We start from the raw sequence: 19,997 nt of genomic DNA on the forward strand, positions 1-19,997 counted from the left end.
TTAAAGTAGCAATTATGCTGCTTTAAGTGTAAAGACAAATTCTGTACCTTCACCCACCTTGCTCCTCACTTCTATAGTCTCGCCGTGCTGGTCTATTATAGACTTAACTATGGACAGGCCCAGTCCACTTGATGTGTCAGTACGGGCCTTGTCCCCCTTATAAAACCTTTCAAATATATAGGGAAGGTCTTCTTCCTTTATGCCAACCCCATTATCCTTAACCGATACATAGGCCTTGCCGTCTCTCTTAAATGTCTTTATCCATACAGTGCCGCCTTCCTTAGAATATTTTATGGCATTATCCATAAGGTTATATACAACCTGCTCAATCCTGTTCCTATCTGCACATACCTTTAGGCTATCATTTTCAAATTCAGGAACAAAATCTACATTCTTTTCATTGAGCCTATACTCTAATTTAATCACTGTAATTCTCACAACCTCATTTATATCAAACTCCGATAGATTTAAAGGTATCTGCCCTGACTGTATCTGGGTAAGGTCAAGGAGGTCATTTATCAATGTCGTCAGCCTCTTAGACTCCTGAAGCACAATATTTAAATACTTTTCCCTGTCTTTTTCCTCTATAGTGCCATCGAGTATACCTGTTATATAACCCCTTATTGATGTCAGTGGAGACCGCAGTTCATGAGAGACGTTTGCCACAAAGCTCCTCCTCATCTCCTCCAGGTTCCTCAAATCTCTGGCCATAAGGTTAAACGCATGTGCCAGCTCCCCTATTTCATCATCCCTATTTTCATTAAGCTCCACATCAAAGTCACCTGAGGATATTCTCGATACAGCCTTGCTCATCTCCACTAACGGTACTGACATCCTGCTTGAGGCATAATATATTGGTAAACCAGCAATAAATACAGAAATGATTGCAGAAATTATAGCCAAGTGAAAAGCACCCATCATAGTACGATTTATCTCATATATTGGGGCATGCATAAATATGGCCCCCGTTATCTTTTCCTCCGTAGTTATAGGTATGCCCACTGTAAGCATAGGAGTTGGAAACCTGCCGCCAAAATACCCCTTTTTAACAACGGTCTGACCCTTCAGCACATTTTTTATTTCATCCTCTGTAAGCCTTATGCCTCCAAACCTTTCTCCAATAGGCCCCGTTTCTGTGAAGATTACCCCTCTGGAGTCAACAACCCATATCCTGGCATTTGTTGAACGGTCTATGGTTTGAAGCTCATAGGTAAGGGTTTCACTGTCTATTATATGCTTGCTGTAATCATTTAAAATTATGTTTATTTCCCTTGCCCTGTCCAGGAGCATGGTCTCAGTCTGATTATAGAAATAATTCTGTAAAAGTTGATAAAACATGGCTGCCAATATGGTTATAGTAAGGAGGAGTATAACCATATAGGTACTTAGTAACTGATAAAACAGCCTGCCTCTCCTCATGGCTTCACCTCAAACTTGTACCCCACACCCCATACAGTCTTCAGGGCATATACTTTCGTATCCGGTATCTTTTCTCTAAGCCTTTTCACATGAACATCCACCGTTCTGGAATCCCCATAAAACCCATAGCCCCAAACAGTATCCAGAAGCTGCTCTCTTGTAAATACCTGATTGGGGTGTGTCGCAAGGAAATATAACAGTTCCAGTTCTTTTGGAGCAACCTTAACCTCTTCACCATCCACCAACAATCTGTACTGGGTTTTGTTCACCATAATACCAGGGTATGACACCACCTCTTCACTGTCCTTGGGCTCATATCTCCTGAGGACCGCCTTCACCCTGGCCACCAGTTCCTTGGGTTCAAAAGGCTTCACTATGTAGTCATCAGCACCACTCTCAAGACCTGTAATCTTATCAAACGTCTCTCCTTTAGCGGTCAGCATGATTATGGGGACATCGGATATACTCCTCACCTCCCTGCAGAAGGACATGCCGTCAAGACCTGGCAGCATCAGGTCCAGTACGATTAAGTCAGGTGCGGCAGCTTTAAAATCCCTTAATGCCTCAGCGCCATCCACCTCCTTAATTATCTCGAATCCCTCCTTCTCCAGGTATATGGAGACCAATTCCAATATATTCTTATCGTCGTCTACCACCATAATCCTCATAATATTTCCCCCTGCTATCAATCTTTTCCCTGATTTAAATATTATAATTATACCACCGTTCTATGCAAAATTGTATTCCTTGTGATAATCCTATAAAGTACGTCAGGAATATCCTTGCCATATATATTTTGATAAAGAAATGTCTATTCAAAAAGGCGGCATTTTGCCGCCTTATATACTTTAGTCAAATAATGTGCTTACTGACATGTGCTCATATATCCTTCTTATGGCCTCTGAAAACAGCGGAGCCACGCTGACAACCTCTATCTTGGGTATAAGCTTGTCCTCCGTAAGAGGTATGGTGTCTGTAATTAGTATTTCCTTTATAGGTGATTCATCCAATTTTTTTATAGCCGGGCCAGACAATACCGCATGAGTACAACATGCATATACCTCTTTTGCCCCTTCATCTATAAGGGCCTGTGCTCCAAGAGTTATTGTGCCCCCGGTGTCTATAAGGTCATCTACCAGTATGGCTATCTTCCCCTTGACATCACCTATTATATTCATAACCTCGGCCACATTGGCCCTGGGACGACGTTTGTCTATTATAGCCAGGGGTGCGTTGAGCTTTTCTGCAAAGTTTCTGGCCCTGCCCACGCTTCCATGGTCCGGGGATACCACCACAATATCCTTGGAACAGAAACCCTTATCTATGTAGTACTGTGCCAGGGTTGGTATCCCGGTAAGATGGTCTACCGGTATGTCAAAATAGCCCTGTATCTGTCCGGCATGCAGATCCATGGTCAACGCCCTGTCTATACCGGACACTGTAAGAAGATTGGCAACCAGTTTTGCCGTTATTGGATCTCTCGCCCTCGCTTTTCTGTCCTGCCTCGCATAGCCGTAATAGGGTATAACTGCTGTTATGCTTCCTGCTGAAGCCCTCTTGAATGCATCCACCATTATAAGAAGCTCCATGAGGTTATTGTTGACCGGATCACAGGTGGACTGTATTACAAAGACATCGGCCCCTCTGACACTCTCATCTATCTTTACACTTATCTCACCATCACTGAATGTGGATACCTCCGCAGCGCCTAATGGAAGCCCCAGCAGTTTTGCCACGTCTTCGGCAAATTTTCTGTTAGAGTTTCCAGCAAATATCTTGATTACTCCATCCCCGCGCAAGATTAAACCCCCTATTCCTTAAATTTTTTGATGACCCATCCCTCAATATTGGTCTGCCTGCATCTTGCTATACCAAGGGCCTTTTGTGGCACCTTCTCCGTAATTGTGGAACCTGCAGCAACGAAAGCGCCTTCTTCTATCTCTACGGGTGCAATAAGGTTTACATTGCAACCTATAAAGGCTCTATCAGCAACCCTTGTCCTGTGTTTTACCCTCCCATCATAATTAACTGTGATTGCCCCACAGCTAAAGTTCACGCCAGAGCCAATATCAGCATCACCCACATAGGCCAGGTGCGGGACCTTGGTACCATCTCCTATATTGGAGTTCTTTACCTCCACAAAGTCTCCTATCTTTACCCTGTCCCCTATATTGGAATTTGGCCTCAGATAAGCAAATGGCCCAACATTTGTATTATCGCCTATGGTACTTTCTATTACAACTGAATAACTTATGTTTGTCCCTTTACCTATTCTGCTGGAGATGATCCTGGTATATGGCCCTATAACGCAGTCCTCGCCTATGATAGATGATCCCTCTATTACAGTCCCTGGGTATATGACCACATCCTTTCCTATTTTAGCCATCCCGGAGATATAGGTATGATCAGGGTCCATAATGGTGACCCCGTCCCTCATCAATTTTTTTAATATGGCATCGTTCATGCGTTTTTCCATCTCTGCAAGCTGTACCCTGTCATTTATACCGGAAAGCTCGTCTGCGTTGCCCATAAGGGCTCCTATCCTGCCGTTTTCATTTTTAATGATGGCAATGGTATCTGTAAGATAATATTCCCCCTGGTCGTTGTGGTTATTAATCTTTTCTAAAGCGTTTTTAAGATATTTGAGTTCAAAACAATAGACAGCTGAATTTATCTCCTTTATCTTCCTTATATCCTCAGAAGCATCCCTGTCCTCCACAATAGAAAGCACATTCCCATCATTGTCCCTCACAATACGTCCATACCCCGATGGGTCCTCCATTATGCAGGAGAGGATCGTAGCCGCATAGTGTCCCTCTCTATGATACTCAAGCAGTGAGGCCAGCGTTTCTTTTTTTATAAGGGGGACATCCCCCGGCAGTACCATGATTGTACCCTCATCAGGAAATAAATCCATGGAAACCTTTGCAGCATGCCCTGAACCAAGCTGTTCTTCCTGTATGCAAAACCTTACCCTTTCACCTAAATATTCCATAATCTCCTGACGCTTAGAGCCTACCACCACAACAACATTTTTTGTAATACCCGTAACAGCCTCAACACAATAATCTATAATAGGTTTTCCATTTAGAACATGCATCACTTTTGCATGTTTTGACTTCATCCTCTTACCCTGACCTGCTGCCAGGATAAGGGCATATACATCTCTCATAAAAATCTCCCTTCATCTATGTATACAGTAGACCCAAAAATATTATAATATATATAGTGTAAATCTGCAAAGTCTAATTGATAAAATTAAAACAGCGAGGACTTCTGTCCCCGCTCCTAAATAATAATAGCTATTCGACTTCTTGAACCTCTTGAGAAGCCACTTTTTCAAACTCGCTAAGAATAGCATCCTGTATCTTAGCTCTGGTCTCTGAATTTATTGGGTGAGCTATATCTTTATACTCTCCCTCGGGTGTCTTTCTGCTGGGCATGGCAATAAAGAGGCCGTTATTACCTTCGATTACCTTTATATCATGTACAACAAATTCATTGTCAAAGGTAACGGATACTACTGCCCTCATTCTTCCCTCGTTGGTAACCTTCCTCACCCTTACGTCAGTGACTTTCATGAGTTCACCACCTTCCGTCAGTTATCTTATCGTAATATATATGTTTCATAGTTATATATTCGATATAAATACTATAAATCCTTCAAGAAGCTAAAAATTTTCTGAATTATAATCTCTCCCAGTTGCCACATTTAAGCTCTACAGTACCTTTTTCCTCATCTATGTCAACCAGTTCAATGAGAGAGACATAGTCATCCACCAGTTTTGTCTTCGGCTCTCTTGTCGCAATAACCACGCCTATGCCAAGAACCTCCGCATTGAATTCCTTCATGAGATTCATCATGCCTCTGGCTGTACCGCCGCCTTTCATAAAGTCATCTATGATTACCACTTTGGAGTTGGGCTCCATGGACCTTTTAGATAGGGACATGGTACGTATATTTTTCGTCGACCCGGAAATATAATTTATGCTGACAGAGGACCCCTCCGTAACCCTGTTATCATGTTTGCATATGACAAGAGGCACACCAAGGGCTCTTGCAGTCATAAACGCAGGTGGTATCCCCTTTGTCTCCACTGTCACTATATAGTCTGGCTTTTTGCTGGCAAAGCATGAAGCAAGCACCTCACCTATCTCAGAGCATATAGAGGGGGTATACAAGATATCTGCTGTATATAGAAAACCCCCAGGTATTATTCTTTCCACTTTTGACAAATTTATACATAATCCATCAATGAATTCTCTGTATTTGCTTTTATCTTTTCGAGGGATATACCGTATGCCACCCGCCGCCCCGGTGACGGTCTCCAGTTCCCCTAAACCCAAGTTTTTAAATACATTATCTATTGTATCTAAATCTTCGCTTATTGAAGATTTGGCCGCATTAAGCATTTCCATAAAATATGAAAGGTTAAATAACCTGTTTGGGCTATCTGTCAGCATCCTGACAATAGCTGCTACTCTCTCACTTTTTTTATATTCGCTCATTTTCACCCTCCAATCAATGTAGACTATCATATTTTCCTGCATTATAATATAATAATCTTGTAGTATTTCCTTATTCAAGAATAGCTGTTAGAATAAATGGCAAAGATTATGATAGAAGTCATATAAATCTTCTGGGAGTGATAATATGGAACTAAGCCAATTTAAGAATATACATTTTGTGGGTATAGGTGGCATCAGCATGAGCGGCCTGGCCATACTTTTAAAGTCAAAAGGCCACAAGGTATCAGGTTCTGACCTGAAGGCCTCAAACCTTACTGAAAAACTGATTGGCCATGGCATTACCGTACATATAGGTCATCAGCCAGAAAATATAGCAGGTAGCGACCTGATAGTGTACACTGCAGCTGTAAAGCAGGATAACCCGGAACTTGTCAGAGCAAAAGAGCTTGGGATACCAATTATAGACCGGGCCACCTTGCTTGGTGAGATAATGCTCAATTACCCCAGGTCGATAGCTGTAGCCGGAAGCCATGGAAAGACGACCACCACATCCCTCATATCTGTGGTCCTTACAAGAGCAGGATTGGACCCTACCGTCTTGGTGGGGGGAGAAGTTGATATTCTTGGCGGAAATGTCCGTGTTGGAAACAGCCCCTACATGGTGGCCGAATCTTGCGAGTATCAGGATAGCTTTTTAAAATTCCACCCTTATATAGGCGTAGTGCTAAATATAGAGTGGGACCATGTGGACTACTTCAAGCATATTGAATCCATAATCCACTCATTTATCGAGTTTGCCAAACTCCTGCCACCCGATGGGTATCTTGTGGTATGTGGTGACAATGCAGCCTCTACCCTATTATCTTATGTCAATTGTAATACATTGACCTTTGGATTGCAATCAAAAAACGATTGGAAGGCGGATAATATCTCCTTTGATGAAAGCGGATGTTCATCTTTTGATGTGATCTATAAAGACGAAAGAATAGGGCATATGAAACTTAGCATTCCGGGCGAACATAACATATACAATGCACTGGCAGCAACTGCGGTGTGTTTTGCTGTTGGAGTCCCCATAGAGGTCATTGAAGCAAACATTGATGAGTTTACAGGGACCCATAGGAGGTTCGAGGTAAAGGGCAGGGTGGATGGTGCCACTGTAATAGATGACTACGGGCACCATCCCTCAGAGATAAAGGCAACACTAAAGACAGCAAAAAATTATCCTCACAACCGGATATGGTGCATATTCCAGCCACATACGTATACCAGGACGTATGCCCTGTTAAATGAATTTGCTGAGTCTTTTTACGATGCTGATTATGTCATAGTCACAGACATATATGCTGCCAGAGAAAAGGATAACGGCCTTGTAAAACCTCAAGACCTGGTAGAAAAGTTGGCTGCTAACGGGGTTGATGCTTTATATATGAAGAAATTCGAGGATATAGCCTCTTATCTTCTGGATAATATAAAAGAGGGTGACCTGGTAATCACTCAAGGCGCCGGTGATATTACAAAATTGGGTGATATGCTGTTAAACAAAAAAGGAGCATCTTACAACATACACAATAGCAGCAAGAGCTATGGGCCAGTAGTCTGATAACTCCTCCGCAGTTCCATCAATCTGTACATCTGCCCTCATAATGTTTGCAGTGCGCTTATTGAAACCCCTGAGGAGAAACAGAAACAGTATTATAAATGGGATGACGATAACCACCCATGCCAGCAGCACTTCTGGCGTCACTACGGCCTGGCCGGCTTCCACAGGAGGTAACTCTCCCCCGAGCATCGTTGTCACAAGGTAGAGGATGATGAGGGCCAGGCCATTATTGGTAAAGTGGGCTATCATTCCGGCAAAGATCGAGTCAGTCCTGTATACCATGTATGCCAGGATAATCCCCAAAAACCATATGCTAAAAAAATTGGTGGGGTTAAGATGCAATATGGCAAACAAGAAGCCGGACATTATTATGGCAAAAGTCTCTCCCTTTCTTTCATAGACCCTGAATATGACACCTCTCATGAGAATCTCCTCGCAGAAAGCGGCCAGGCCAGCCACTATCAAAAGCCCTACAACCAGGTCCACCGCACTTTTAGGAGGAGGCAGAGGCTGTGGAGGTATATTAATTATTTTGGATAAAAGGAACGTACTTACTATGCCAATAAACTCGGCTATAAACCAGCCCGAGATCATTATACCTACGACATATGGAACAAGAGAAAACTTCAGTCCTCTGAATCTAATAAATTCAGCAGGTTTCGCATTGGATATAAATAGAAAGACAAGACTTGGGATAAGCACCAGTCCAACCTCTGTTATAATAAGTCCATACATCAGATTCCAGCTTTGTACCAGATAACCCACAGTCATAAAGAGCAAAAGGACAATCAAATAAAAAATATTTACCTTCTTGATGCTCATGTATCCATCCCTTTCTATACCTGTATGCTTTATTTAATTATAACAGAAAACAACTGCAAAGAGGCCCTCAGGAGGTCTCTCAATGTAGATATTTTTTGCCTTCGTTATCCTTACAGCCATGAGTAAATCTGCCCTGTCCGATTTTTCCCGGGCAGCAGACAGGAGGCACCAAGATCTTTCCTGCTGTACCTTTACCTTCTGCGGTAAGATCCTGCTACCATTAATAATATCTTCACAAACCCTCCTGTCAACCCTACTGACTCCATGCTCAACAGGTTATGCAGCAGATTCAACTTGTAAAAATATCACATCATTCATATAATTAGAATAGAAACAGGAAAGGAGGCACTGTTTTGAGTAAAAAAAGGATCAGTCTGACAACCAGGATTTTTATAGGACTTATTTTGGGTATTATCGTCGGTATCTTTTTTATGAGAGCTCCAAACATAGCCACCACCTATATTCAGCCCTTCGGTACCCTATTCCTGAACCTTATTAAAATGATAATAGTCCCATTAGTATTGAGCTCTCTCGTGGTAGGTGCTGCCAGCGTGGGTGATGTAGCAAAGCTTGGCAGAATAGGTATAAAGACCATAGTATATTTTCTTGTCACTACTGCTTTTGCCGTACTCATCGGATTGTTGCTGGGTAATATATTCCAGCCCGGTATCGGACTTTCATTGCCCACCGGGACAGAGGTAAGACCCGGGGAAGTGCCATCCATAGTTACCACATTGCTAAACATAGTACCTACTAATGCCGTGGACGCCATGGTCAAGGCCAATATGCTTCAGATTATAGTATTTGCAATTTTTCTCGGCATTGGCATTACACTGGCCGGCGAAAAGGGTAAGCCTCTGTATGAAGTTTTTGACAGCTTGGCCGAGGTGATGTATAAGATTACTGCCATCATTATGGAGTATGCACCTATTGGTATCTTTGCACTGATGGTACCTGTAGTTGCCACCAATGGTCCAGCAGTCCTTATACCGCTTTTAAAGGTTATATTGGCTGTATATGCCGGGTGTATCATACATGCAGTAATAGTCTACGGATTCTCAGTTCAGGTGTTTGCCAGGATGAACCCCATACACTTTTTCAGGGGAATATCTGAGGCTGCCATGGTAGCATTTACCACCTGTTCAAGCTCTGGCACTCTTCCTGTCACCATGAGGAACACTGAAGATAACCTGGGCGTATCCCGTTCCATAACATCCTTTGTGCTCCCATTGGGAGCCACCATCAACATGGACGGCACAGCCCTCTATCAGGGTGTGTGCGCCCTGTTTGTGGCTCAGGTGTACGGGATCGAACTCTCGATAGCCCAGCAGATAACCATAATTTTAAGCGCCACATTAGCCTCAATCGGTACCGCCGGCGTACCCGGTGCTGGATTTATAATGCTAACCATGGTACTCCAGTCAGTAGGATTGCCACTGGAAGCCAGTGCTCTGATAGCGGGCATAGACAGAATCCTCGATATGATAAGGACTTGCATAAACATTATTGGCGATGCTTCCTGTTCAGTTGTTGTAGCTGCTACTGAAGGAGAACTCAAAGATACCAGAAAATACACTCCCCGTACATAGTAAAATTCCGGTATAAAGGGGTCACATCATAGGGAAGTTTTTAGATTATTAATTTTAAACTGTTTGGCTCATCCGGTAAAGAGTTTATATTAAGAATTTCAGTAAAAAACAGACACAAAGTACATAATTTGTATTTTGTGTCTGTTTTTATATAAAATGGTGTTAGTATAAAATTGTAGACCACTCCATTCTGTACCTCTAACGTAACATGTATAACTGCATGGAGATGAAAAGGGTGCCTTATGGCACCCTGAAATAGAAGGGGAGTATTAACCTCGCTTTTTTGTTGCTATATCTACCCATACGGCAATAACCAGTACGAGACCCTTAACTATTGTTAATACAGAGTAGTCAATATTCATAAGACTCATGCCGTTGTCTATACTGGCCATAACCAGGGCGCCAATTATGGCTCCCGGCACAGTACCCTCACCACCCAGGGTACTGGCACCACCAATGATAGAAGAGGCTATAGCGTCCATTTCAAAGCCAGTCCCCGCACTGGTAGTTGCTGCATCTAACCTTGAAGTCAGTATTATGCCCGCCATGGCTGATAAAAATCCCATTATCAGAAATATGGTCATATTAGTCTTTTTTATATTTATGCCTGAGTATACTGTGGCCTCTTTGTTACCGCCTATGGCATAGACATATCTCCCAAACGTGGTATTATTGGCTACAAATGTCAGTATCATGACCAGTACTGCAGTAATAATTACCGGTATAGGTATTCCTTCGTATGAAACCATAACCCCAATAAATACTGCTATAAGGATCAGTACACCAATAACCTTCATTAGTTCCTGATACCACCCTGCAACAGGCAGGCCGTACTTTATCCTAGAATTCCGGTTGTTTAATTCAAATAATACATAAAGTATCCCTGCAGCTATTCCAAGCATGATGCTGTATAGAGGCGGTATATACCCCTGCCCAATAAAACGAAAGTCCGCCTTCATAGGTGAAATCGTCACACCCTTAGTTATGAGGAGTATGCCTCCCCTGAAGACAAGCATGGAACTCAGTGTGGTAATAAAGGCTGGAACACCCCTGTAGGCTATCCAGAAGCCCTGCCATGCACCAATGGCCAGGCCTACCAGTATGGTTACAACTATGACCGGCACAGTATCCCAGCGGTAAGTCACCTGCAGTATTGCAGCTATTGCCCCTGTAAATCCTGCCACAGAACCTACGGAGAGGTCTATGTGGCCCGCCACAATCACCAGTACCATACCCACAGCTAACGTGGCTGTAATAGCCATCTGCCTGAAGAGCATAGAAAGGTTTCTTGGTGTCAAAAAGCTACCATCTGTAAGAAATGTAAATACAATCCAGATAGCCAATAAGGCAATAATCATTGTATAAGACCTTACATCAAGCCTGAATTGCCTTTTCAGTTTTTCCGTCCTATCATGCTTCATATTTTCAACCATATCAATGACCTCCAGTAGCACAGTACATTATTTTTTCCTGATCCGCTTCATCTATATTAAACTCACCATTTATTTTCCCCTCATGTAATACATATATCCTGTCACTCATACCCAAGATTTCCGGTAGCTCAGAGGAGATCATTATGACACATACACCCATATCCACCAGATCATTCATAATGTTGTATATCTCATACTTGGCACCGACGTCTATTCCCCTCGTAGGTTCATCCAGTATCAGGATTTTAGGATCGGACATGAGCCATTTAGCCAGAACTACCTTCTGCTGATTGCCACCGCTCAAGTTTGCTACCTTTTGGGCCAGTGTAGGCGTCTTAATCCCAAGCTCCCTAACATATTTATCAGCATACTTCACCTTTTCGTTATTATTTATAACCCCATTCCTTGATATCAACCTGTAGTTCGGTAGTGCTATATTTTCCTGTACATCCATAAGCAATACAAGTCCATATCTTTTCCTGTCCTCCGAAAGATAGGCAAGGCCATTCTTTATGGCCTCCTGTGGGCTTCTTATCGAGACCAATTTGCTGTTTATATATATCTCCCCTTCACTCCTACCTGGATATGCACCAAATATGCTGGAGGCAAGCTCTGTCCTCCCTGCACCCATAAGACCTGCAAACCCCAGTATCTCGCCTTTTCTGGCAATGAAACTGACATTGTCTATGATTTTTTTGTCCGGTATCTCCGGGTCGTATAGTGTGTAGTTCTTTACCTCAAGCACCACATCCCCGGGGGTATGTTTCACCCTGGGAAACCTCTGAGTAAGTTCCCTGCCCACCATAAGGGAGATAATCTTATTTTCATCTATGTTCGAGACCTTTTCAGTCTCTATCGTTTTGCCATCTCGAAGTATTGTTATAGAATCAGCAATCTCATATATCTCATCTATTTTGTGAGAAATATATATACAGGTAACGCCATTGTTCTTAAGGTTTCTTAGAATCTCAAACAGCCTTTCCGTCTCAGCCTCTGTAAGCGCTGATGTTGGTTCGTCCAGAATGAGTATCCTGGCGTTCTTGGATATAGCCTTGGCTATTTCAACCATCTGTTGAAGTCCTATGCCAAGGTTCATTACCCTTTCATAGGGGTTTATATCTAATTTCAGCTCTTTAAGTATTCTTGTGGTATCTGCATAGACCTTCATCCAGTCTATTACACCATTCTTTACAGGTTCCTCACCTAAGAAGATGTTCTCTCCAACCGTCATATATTTTACCAGTGTGAGCTCCTGATATATTATGGCTATCCCTTCTTTTTCACTCTCTTTTATATTATGAAACTGTTTGACCTTGCCATCGATTATAATGTCTCCTTCGTAAGTCCCATATGGATAGGCGCCGCTCAATATCTTCATCAAGGTTGACTTGCCTGCCCCATTCTCACCGCATAGAGCATGGATTTCACCTTTTTTTACCCGAAGAGAAACATCGTCCAGCGCCCTGACACCGGGAAACTCTTTGGTTATATTCCTCATTTCCAGAATATATTCGCTCATAATATCCCTCGCTTTTAAATTGGAAAAAGGGGGGCAGGTTAAAACCCGCCCCTTATTATACTAATTGCTATAGACCTGGTCCTTTGTGAACCAGCCACTGTCTATAAGCTCACTGTCTACATTGTCCTTGGTGATCACTACAGGGTCGAGCAGTATTGACGGTACATCCATTTTCCCGTTGTTTACGGTCTTGTTGGCTTCAGAAAGGTCTTTTACCTCTTTGCCCTGTGCCAGTGCTACCGCAACCTCTGCAGACTTTTCAGCAAGTTTCCTGACGTCCTTGAATATGGTCATGGATTGAGTTCCTGCCACTATCCTCTTTATTGCTGCCAGTTCTGCATCCTGTCCTGTGATCGGTACCTTTCCGGCCAGGCCCTGCGCTGCTAAAGCCTGGATAATACCGCCTGCTGTACCGTCGTTAGGGGCAAGCACAGCCTGGACATTGTTCTTATTAGCCGTCAGGGCATTTTCTGCAAGTTTTAATGCCTCATTGGGGTCCCAATCCTTTATGGCCTGATCGAATACTATCTTTATATCGCCCTTATCTGCCAGGGGCTGGATATACTTCATAGCACCCTTCTTGAAAAGTGTTGCATTGTTGTCAGTCGGTGCACCGGCAAACACAAAGTAGTTGCCCTTTGGCACCAGGTTGGTTATAAACTCACCCTGCATCTCTCCTACCCTCTCATTGTCGAAGGAGAGGTAAATATCCACATCGGCATTTCTAATGAGCCTGTCATAGGATATCACCTTTATGCCTGCCTTGTGGGCCTCTTCCACCAGTGCTGCGGCAGAATCAGCATTCTGCGGGTCTAAGACCAGTATATCTATTCCCTGTGTGATAAGGTTTTCCACCTGGCTGTTCTGTACGTTCTCGTCATTGTTTGCAGCCTGTACAAGGACCTCTGCTCCCAGTGACTCCGCCTTTGCCACAAAGGCGTCCCTATCCCTCTGATACCTCTCCTCTCTTAAGGTTGGCAGAGAGAAACCTATCTTTATCTTCTTAGCAGTTTCTGTATTACTGCTTGAATTAGGCTGTGTCTCCGTAGAGGAATTAGATTGTGTATTTGTGTTAGAGCCACCACAACCGGCAACCAGTGAAACGGTCATTATAAGCACCAATAATAAAACCAACGCCCTTTTTACCTTTGACATACTATACCTCCTTAATTGGTTTAATTTAATTTCCTGCAATCAGGAATACGTTATTATACATAGCAAAAGCCGTGCCACAATGTGTCTCAATGGTGTAGCAGATATTTGCGGGAAATGTGTCTCAAATGTCTGCTTTAAGACAGATGATTATTTCTATGCTATAGGTCCATGACTATTTTCAGCCAGGTCTGAAACTAAAAACTCACCATCATTTCCGTTTAGAGGGCCTCTTCATATAAATCCCACAGCAGATATCACCCCTACCCTGTACCTGTTCTTTAAGGTTGCCACATAAAAATAATTTTGTGACGGAAGCCGTTTCTGCTATTAGCGTTAATTTTTAACCATTTGTTAACTTTTTATTTGATATTCAGTAGTATAATTGGTACTGGAGGCGATAGCTTATTATGAAAAAGATCACAATATCAATCATTTTACTCTTTATGCTTGTCCTTTCCCCCTTATTCCCGACTTTTGCTGCCGACCAACATTTTGACACCCTTAAAGCTTTAAACGAGGCAAAGACTCTCGATGAAGCCTATAAAGCCCTGTCACATTATACAGTTGACGAGTTCATGGACTTTTACTGGAAAATAGACAACGATTTATCAAAAGAGGCCATCATAGAAAGGGTGTTTAGCTCAGGGCAAAAAGATAAGGCTAAGGATTTACTGCACAACATTGCATCCAATGATAAACCCAAGTTTTCCCAGTTTGCATACATAAAACTATACCTCCTCGGTGAAAGGGATTCCCTTAAAGGCCTGATTGACAGCACAAATCAGTTCGGCACCTTCAGGTATGAGACGACTCCTTTCCCATGGGACATATTGAAGGATGCTTTAAACCGGTATCCTGATAGCTTCCTCGCAAATGGAGTAAGGGAATATGAAAATATAACCGGTAAACCCTATTTCATGATAGACCTTATGAATTCATTAAAATGGTCTTTTTACACCTATGGCAACAGGTCATACAACCCTGATATGGAGATAACTATGCTACTTGACTTTCTCAATAAATATTCTGCCCATCCAGCAGCTGATGATGCAGCATACAGGCTTGGGAGAAACTATGAGATAAGGGGTAACTACCCGCTCGCTTTGAAGTATCTATACAGTGCCACCACACTGCCTGACGGCGACAATATACGCTACGACGCTGAGGGCAGACTAAAGTACGTACTGGATGTAAAAATGAGCGTTGATGACCTTCAAAGCGCTTTAAACAGCAACGCTGTGCCTGAAGAAATAAAGCCGATGATTGAATACACTAAGGCCGTTAAAACTGCAAGAGATGGCAAATTTGCCACGGCCAGTGAACTTCTTGACAGATTTATCAGCAAATATAATAACAAAGATATAGCCACCATTAACCGCAAAGTTTCCGACATATATGAGGATAACTTCTGGGAAAACGTAAAGATACAGTCAGATCAGTATAAGTTACTGGCAAATTACAGAGAAAAGGGCGATAATGACTCTCTATACTCTATGGCTTCCTTTATTTATCACAATGAAAGTGTATTTTATAACCACATATGGAATGGAGAAAGGCAGACATATATGTGGTTAGGGCATATTAATGAGGTAGTGCCTGAAGAAAAGGATGTATACACAGAATATTTCATGTCGTTTAACAACTATGGCCAGGCCCTGTCCATCTTTGATGTCTTAAAAAGCAAAGACCCCACACCCCAGCTTAGAGAAAAGGTAGACTACAGTATAGCCTTATGCTATTCCCATCTAATGAATTACAGTCAAGAGGTACAGCTTCTCGGCCTGTATGATAAATACAAAGAAAATACTATTAAATCATTTGAATACTTTGTAGACGAATATCCCCACAGCACCATGGCAGATGACGCCCTGTATGCCCTGGGCTTCATAACAGGTAATAATTCATACTTTACCCGTATATTGCAAGAATATCCTGACGGTGATATGATAAACAAAATACAGGCAGGTAGTTGAGCTGGGGATCCAAAAGGCAATAAAATGATTTGTAAAGGAGATAACTAAATTATATCAAAAGTCCCGGCTTAATCCCCGGGACTTTTATGATTAAATTTGAGGCGATGCAAACAGCTTTGAAATCACAAGAGATACTGCCCCTATAGCACATGAATACATGCCAAGTTTAGAAAGCCTTATCTTTATATCATAGTAGCTGGAAATAAATGATCTCTCATTTACAATATTTTTAACCTCTTCCAAGACTATATCTCCGCCAAGCGAAAGTGTATTACCTATTATAACCAGATCCGGATTAAATGTATTTACAACATTCACCACACCTATGCCCAGATTTTTACTAACCTCTCTTAAAGCCCTAACGGCAATCTGGTCATTTTTTCTTACATTTTCCATAACGTCGAATACTGATAAATCCTCAATGTCTTTGTACTGAACCGCCTTATTTTCTGATGCTATATCCTTTAAATAACTAAACAGCGCTTTTTCTGAGGCATAGTTCTCCCAGCATCCAATGTTACCACACCTACAATCATGATCATTAAAATTAACGGTCATATGGCCCATCTCTCCTGCAAAACCATTAGACCCCCTATAGAGTTCATCATTAATGATAATTCCTGTACCAATACCTATACCTGCACTCACGTATACTAAATTTGTAACCTTGCTACCTGCCCCAAACCATTTTTCACCAATAGCTCCTGCATTTGCCTCATTGTCTATATAAGTCGTTATGCCAAACCTTTCTTCTATAATAGCCTTTAACTTAATATTCTCCCACCGTAAGTTTGGTGCCATGAGCACAATACCATTTTTAAAGTCAACAATGCCCGGTACTCCAATTCCTATTCCCAGTATCCCTTTTAATGTTTTTGTGGACGCAGAAATCGCCTCTTGTATCAGGGTTATCAGTTTATCAATTATCTCTTTCTCTGTCTCATTAGCTTTAAGTTTTATACGTCTTTGCCATATAATGTTGGCAGATAAGTCTGTCAATATTATGAGTATATAGTTTACCCCGAGGTCAATACCTATTATATGCCCAACATTGTTGTTTATATTCAACAGTATGGGTTTTCTGCCGCCTTTTGAAATTCCCGGTCCCTTTTCTACAACAAACCCTTCCGTGATAAGTTCATCTACCAGAGAAGAAACAGTGGACTTATTGAGCCCTGTAATGTTAGAAATCTCTGCCCGTGATATATTATGCTTTTTTCTTATTACATTTAATACAATTGACTTATTTAGCTGCTTTACAAGAAGCTGATCACCTGTAACCATTTATTCACCTTTCATTCCTTGTTTTTTGCCTCCATGTCTATCCATACCGCTATCAAAAGTATAAGACCTTTAACCACATATTGCCAGAATGGAGCGGCATTCAACATGCTCATCCCATTATCAATGCTTGCCATTACCAGGGCACCTATTATGGCACCGCTCACCGTTCCAATTCCGCCCATAAGGCTGGCACCGCCAATTACACATGCTGCGATTGCATCAAGCTCTGCATTCTGACCCGCAGCCACAGAAGCAGCATTCAGTCTTGATGTAAGAAGTACACCCGAGGTTGCTGCCATTAAACCATTAATTGCAAAAATTATGAGCGTAATCCTCTTTGCGTCTATTCCCGAAAGTATTGCTGCCTCCACATTGCCACCAATTGCGTAGACCCTCCTGCCAAATACTGTCTTATTCAATACATAGGTAAAAATTAATGCCAATACCACAAGTATAAATACTGGTACGGGAACACCCTCATACATATTTAAAACCAAAATAAAAACAAACACTATGACGGAAAAACCAAGTAGCTTCAGCACATCAATCATTAACGGTGGCATATCAAGATTATGTTTCATCTTGGCTTTTCTATTGTTTATCATATTAAAAATAAGCGCAATTACTGCAATGGCTCCCAAGATATACCCGCTTACAGTTGTAAAATACGCCTGGCCAAGAAACCGAAAATCCGGGCTTAGAGGTGCTATAGTCAGCCCCCTGCTTATCCCAATAAGTATACCTCTAAAAATCAACTGACCGGCAAGCGTCACAATAAAAGCCGGGACCCTCCTGTATGCTACCCAATAGCCATTCCAAAGTCCAAATAATAATCCGATAACCAGAGTTATCAATATGGAAATAATTCCACTTACATTATACCAGACATTGAGAATAGCAGCAATACCACCTAATAAGCCCATCATAGACCCTACAGACAGGTCTATCTGCCCGGCAATTATTACAAAAATCATACCCGTTGCAAGTATTCCTGTTATAGCCATCTGCCTGAAAAGATTTGAAAGGTTCCTTGGGGTTAAAAAAGACCCATGCGTTGTAGCAGAAAAGATTATCCATATTGCTAATAGTGCAATCACCATAGCATAGGTTTTAATATCCAATTTAAAACCAAGCCTGTTATCCTCATTAATATTCTTTACCTTCTTTTCATTATTGAGCAATTTAACTTGCACCCCCTATTGCACTTTTCATGATCATCTCTTGCGTTACATTTTCATTTACAAATTCACCTGTAATTTTACCTTCATGCATAACCAGTATCCTGTCGCTTATCCCTATGATTTCTGGCAGCTCTGAAGAAACCATTATTATGGATATACCTGATTTTACCAGTTCAAACATTAGCCTGTATATTTCATATTTAGCTCCAACATCAATACCTCTTGTCGGTTCGTCAAGGATCAATATCTTTGGGTCGGCTAATAATGTTTTTGCCAGAACGACTTTTTGTTGATTCCCTCCGCTCAGTTTATTAACCGAGAAATTAAAATCAACCGCCTTGATCCTCAGTTTATTAATATATTTTCTTGTGTTAACAATCTCTTCAACCTCATTAATTTTACCGAGAAGCGTCCTATAGTTATCCAAAGTAGCCAATGTTATATTTTCTTTTACGCTCATGGACCTGACCAATCCCTGCCGCTTTCTATCCTCGGGTACCATTAAAATACCATTTCTCATGGCATCAACAGGACCCTGGATTTTAACAGGCCTACCTTCCAGATATATTTCACCTGAAAACCTTCCTGGATAAGACCCAAATATACTGGATACCAATTCTGTCCTACCTGCACCAATTAAACCTGCTATACCGAGTATCTCGCCTTTCCTTAGTGTAAAGTTTACACTATCAACAATTTTTTTGTTTATGTGTGTTATATCATAGACATTGAAGTTCATAACCTTTAGTATTTCTTCGCCTATTATGTGTTCTTCTCTGAAAAAAAGGTCGGTTATCTCTCTACCAACCATCATCCTTATTATTTCTTCCTCTGTAATGTCTTCTATTTCAGCAGAGCCCACAGTATTTCCATCTCTTAGTACTGTTACACTGTCAGCTATTTTAAAAATTTCATCCAGTTTATGAGAAATATATATACAGGTTACCCCGTTGATTTTAAGTTGGCGCAAAATGCCCATTAATATTTCTACCTCAGGGTCAGTCAAAGAGGCGGTTGGTTCATCGAGAATCAGTAAACTTGTTTTCCTTGATAAAGCCTTTGCAATTTCGACCATCTGCTGCTGACCTATCCCAAGATTTTTTATTTTTGTATATGGATTTATATTAAGGCCGAGCTCATTTAACAGTGAAAGAGTTTTGTCATACATCTCGTTAAAATTTATAATCCCACTATTATTGGGTTCGTTACCAACAAAAATATTTTCTGCAACTGAGAGTTCCTTAATTAAAGCAAGCTCTTGATGTATAATTGCAATACCATATTTCTCAGCATCCCTTATGCTGCGCAAGATCAATTTCTCACCGTTATAAATTATTTCACCGCTGTACGAACCATATGGGTATATGCCGTTCAATATTTTCATCAGGGTAGATTTGCCAGCACCATTTTCGCCGCAAAGGGCATGTATCTCTCCTTTCTTTACCTTAAGACAGACATTATTAAGAGCCCTTACCCCAGAAAATTCTTTTGATATATTTTTCATTTCCAGTATATATCCACTCAATGCATTCACCACCTTTTTAAGAAG

General features: G+C 41.6%; 16 protein-coding genes. 3 read left to right on the forward strand and 13 right to left on the reverse strand.

The features are described 5' to 3' along the window. Positions 1 to 12 precede the first annotated feature (12 nt). The 6 genes from FWJ32_RS09360 to purR form a co-directional block, all read right to left on the reverse strand. A complete protein-coding gene (locus FWJ32_RS09360) occupies positions 13 to 1,419 on the reverse strand; it encodes a sensor histidine kinase (protein WP_149545696.1) in 1,407 nt (468 codons plus the stop codon). After that, entirely contained in the window at positions 1,416 to 2,087 is a 672-nt protein-coding gene (locus FWJ32_RS09365) for a response regulator transcription factor (protein WP_149545697.1), read from the reverse strand. The genes FWJ32_RS09360 and FWJ32_RS09365 overlap by 4 nt, the downstream gene beginning before the upstream one ends. Before the next feature lie 180 nt (positions 2,088 to 2,267). Then, positions 2,268 to 3,218, reverse strand: a complete 951-nt coding sequence (locus tag FWJ32_RS09370) for a ribose-phosphate diphosphokinase (protein WP_420837948.1) — start codon at positions 3,216 to 3,218, stop codon at positions 2,268 to 2,270. A gap of 11 nt (positions 3,219 to 3,229) precedes the next feature. Further along, a complete protein-coding gene (glmU, locus tag FWJ32_RS09375) occupies positions 3,230 to 4,591 on the reverse strand; it encodes a bifunctional UDP-N-acetylglucosamine diphosphorylase/glucosamine-1-phosphate N-acetyltransferase GlmU (protein WP_149545699.1) in 1,362 nt (453 codons plus the stop codon). 130 nt (positions 4,592 to 4,721) lie between these two features. Next, positions 4,722 to 5,000 carry a septation regulator SpoVG gene (spoVG, locus tag FWJ32_RS09380; RefSeq protein ID WP_149545700.1) on the reverse strand — a complete coding sequence of 93 codons (279 nt, stop codon included), beginning with the start codon at positions 4,998 to 5,000 and terminating at the stop codon, positions 4,722 to 4,724. Positions 5,001 to 5,106: 106 nt separating this feature from the next. After that, complete coding sequence (purR, locus tag FWJ32_RS09385; RefSeq protein WP_149545701.1) at positions 5,107 to 5,928, reverse strand: pur operon repressor; 822 nt, start codon at positions 5,926 to 5,928, stop codon at positions 5,107 to 5,109. Between the two features lie 145 nt (positions 5,929 to 6,073). On the opposite strand from purR, the gene murC reads away from it, so the two are divergent. Then, entirely contained in the window at positions 6,074 to 7,492 is a 1,419-nt protein-coding gene (gene murC, locus FWJ32_RS09390) for a UDP-N-acetylmuramate--L-alanine ligase (RefSeq protein WP_149545702.1), read from the forward strand. Here murC and FWJ32_RS09395 read toward each other — a convergent pair. Next, positions 7,427 to 8,314, reverse strand: a complete 888-nt coding sequence (locus FWJ32_RS09395; protein WP_149545703.1) for a CPBP family intramembrane glutamic endopeptidase — start codon at positions 8,312 to 8,314, stop codon at positions 7,427 to 7,429. The two genes, murC and FWJ32_RS09395, sit on opposite strands and share 66 nt — an antisense overlap. 353 nt (positions 8,315 to 8,667) lie before the next feature. Between FWJ32_RS09395 and FWJ32_RS09400 the strand changes: the two genes are divergently transcribed. Continuing rightward, on the forward strand, positions 8,668 to 9,903 hold the full coding sequence (locus tag FWJ32_RS09400) for a dicarboxylate/amino acid:cation symporter (RefSeq protein ID WP_238988847.1): 1,236 nt from the start codon (positions 8,668 to 8,670) through the stop codon (positions 9,901 to 9,903). Positions 9,904 to 10,172: 269 nt separating this feature from the next. Here FWJ32_RS09400 and FWJ32_RS09405 read toward each other — a convergent pair whose 3' ends face one another. The 3 genes from FWJ32_RS09405 to xylF are packed head-to-tail and all read right to left on the reverse strand — an operon-like array spanning position 10,173 to position 14,010. Further along, on the reverse strand, positions 10,173 to 11,336 hold the full coding sequence (locus FWJ32_RS09405) for a sugar ABC transporter permease (protein ID WP_149545704.1): 1,164 nt from the start codon (positions 11,334 to 11,336) through the stop codon (positions 10,173 to 10,175). A gap of 1 nt (position 11,337) precedes the next feature. Continuing rightward, the gene (locus FWJ32_RS09410) at positions 11,338 to 12,855 is read right to left on the reverse strand and encodes a xylose ABC transporter ATP-binding protein (protein ID WP_149545705.1); all 1,518 of its coding nucleotides are present in this window, start codon (positions 12,853 to 12,855) and stop codon (positions 11,338 to 11,340) included. Between the two features lie 60 nt (positions 12,856 to 12,915). Further along, positions 12,916 to 14,010, reverse strand: coding sequence for a D-xylose ABC transporter substrate-binding protein (gene xylF, locus FWJ32_RS09415; RefSeq protein WP_149545706.1), 1,095 nt, complete (start codon positions 14,008 to 14,010; stop codon positions 12,916 to 12,918). 407 nt (positions 14,011 to 14,417) lie between these two features. Between xylF and FWJ32_RS09420 the strand changes: the two genes are divergently transcribed. Further along, positions 14,418 to 15,983 (forward strand): tetratricopeptide repeat protein, encoded by a 1,566-nt coding sequence (locus FWJ32_RS09420; RefSeq protein WP_149545707.1) that lies wholly within the window; start codon positions 14,418 to 14,420, stop codon positions 15,981 to 15,983. A 90-nt stretch (positions 15,984 to 16,073) separates the two neighbouring features. Here the strand turns inward: FWJ32_RS09420 and FWJ32_RS09425 are convergent, their stop codons facing one another. From FWJ32_RS09425 to FWJ32_RS09435, 3 genes are read right to left on the reverse strand one after another with little or no spacing between them, the layout of a single operon-like run. Beyond that, complete coding sequence (locus FWJ32_RS09425) at positions 16,074 to 17,267, reverse strand: ROK family transcriptional regulator (RefSeq protein ID WP_149545708.1); 1,194 nt, start codon at positions 17,265 to 17,267, stop codon at positions 16,074 to 16,076. A gap of 11 nt (positions 17,268 to 17,278) precedes the next feature. Further along, positions 17,279 to 18,448, reverse strand: coding sequence for a sugar ABC transporter permease (locus FWJ32_RS09430; RefSeq protein WP_275266288.1), 1,170 nt, complete (start codon positions 18,446 to 18,448; stop codon positions 17,279 to 17,281). A gap of 1 nt (position 18,449) precedes the next feature. Then, entirely contained in the window at positions 18,450 to 19,973 is a 1,524-nt protein-coding gene (locus FWJ32_RS09435; RefSeq protein ID WP_149545709.1) for a xylose ABC transporter ATP-binding protein, read from the reverse strand. Positions 19,974 to 19,997 lie beyond the last annotated feature (24 nt).

This window comes from Calorimonas adulescens, from assembly GCF_008274215.1.
GTDB lineage: Bacteria > Bacillota > Thermoanaerobacteria > Thermoanaerobacterales > UBA4877 > Calorimonas > Calorimonas adulescens.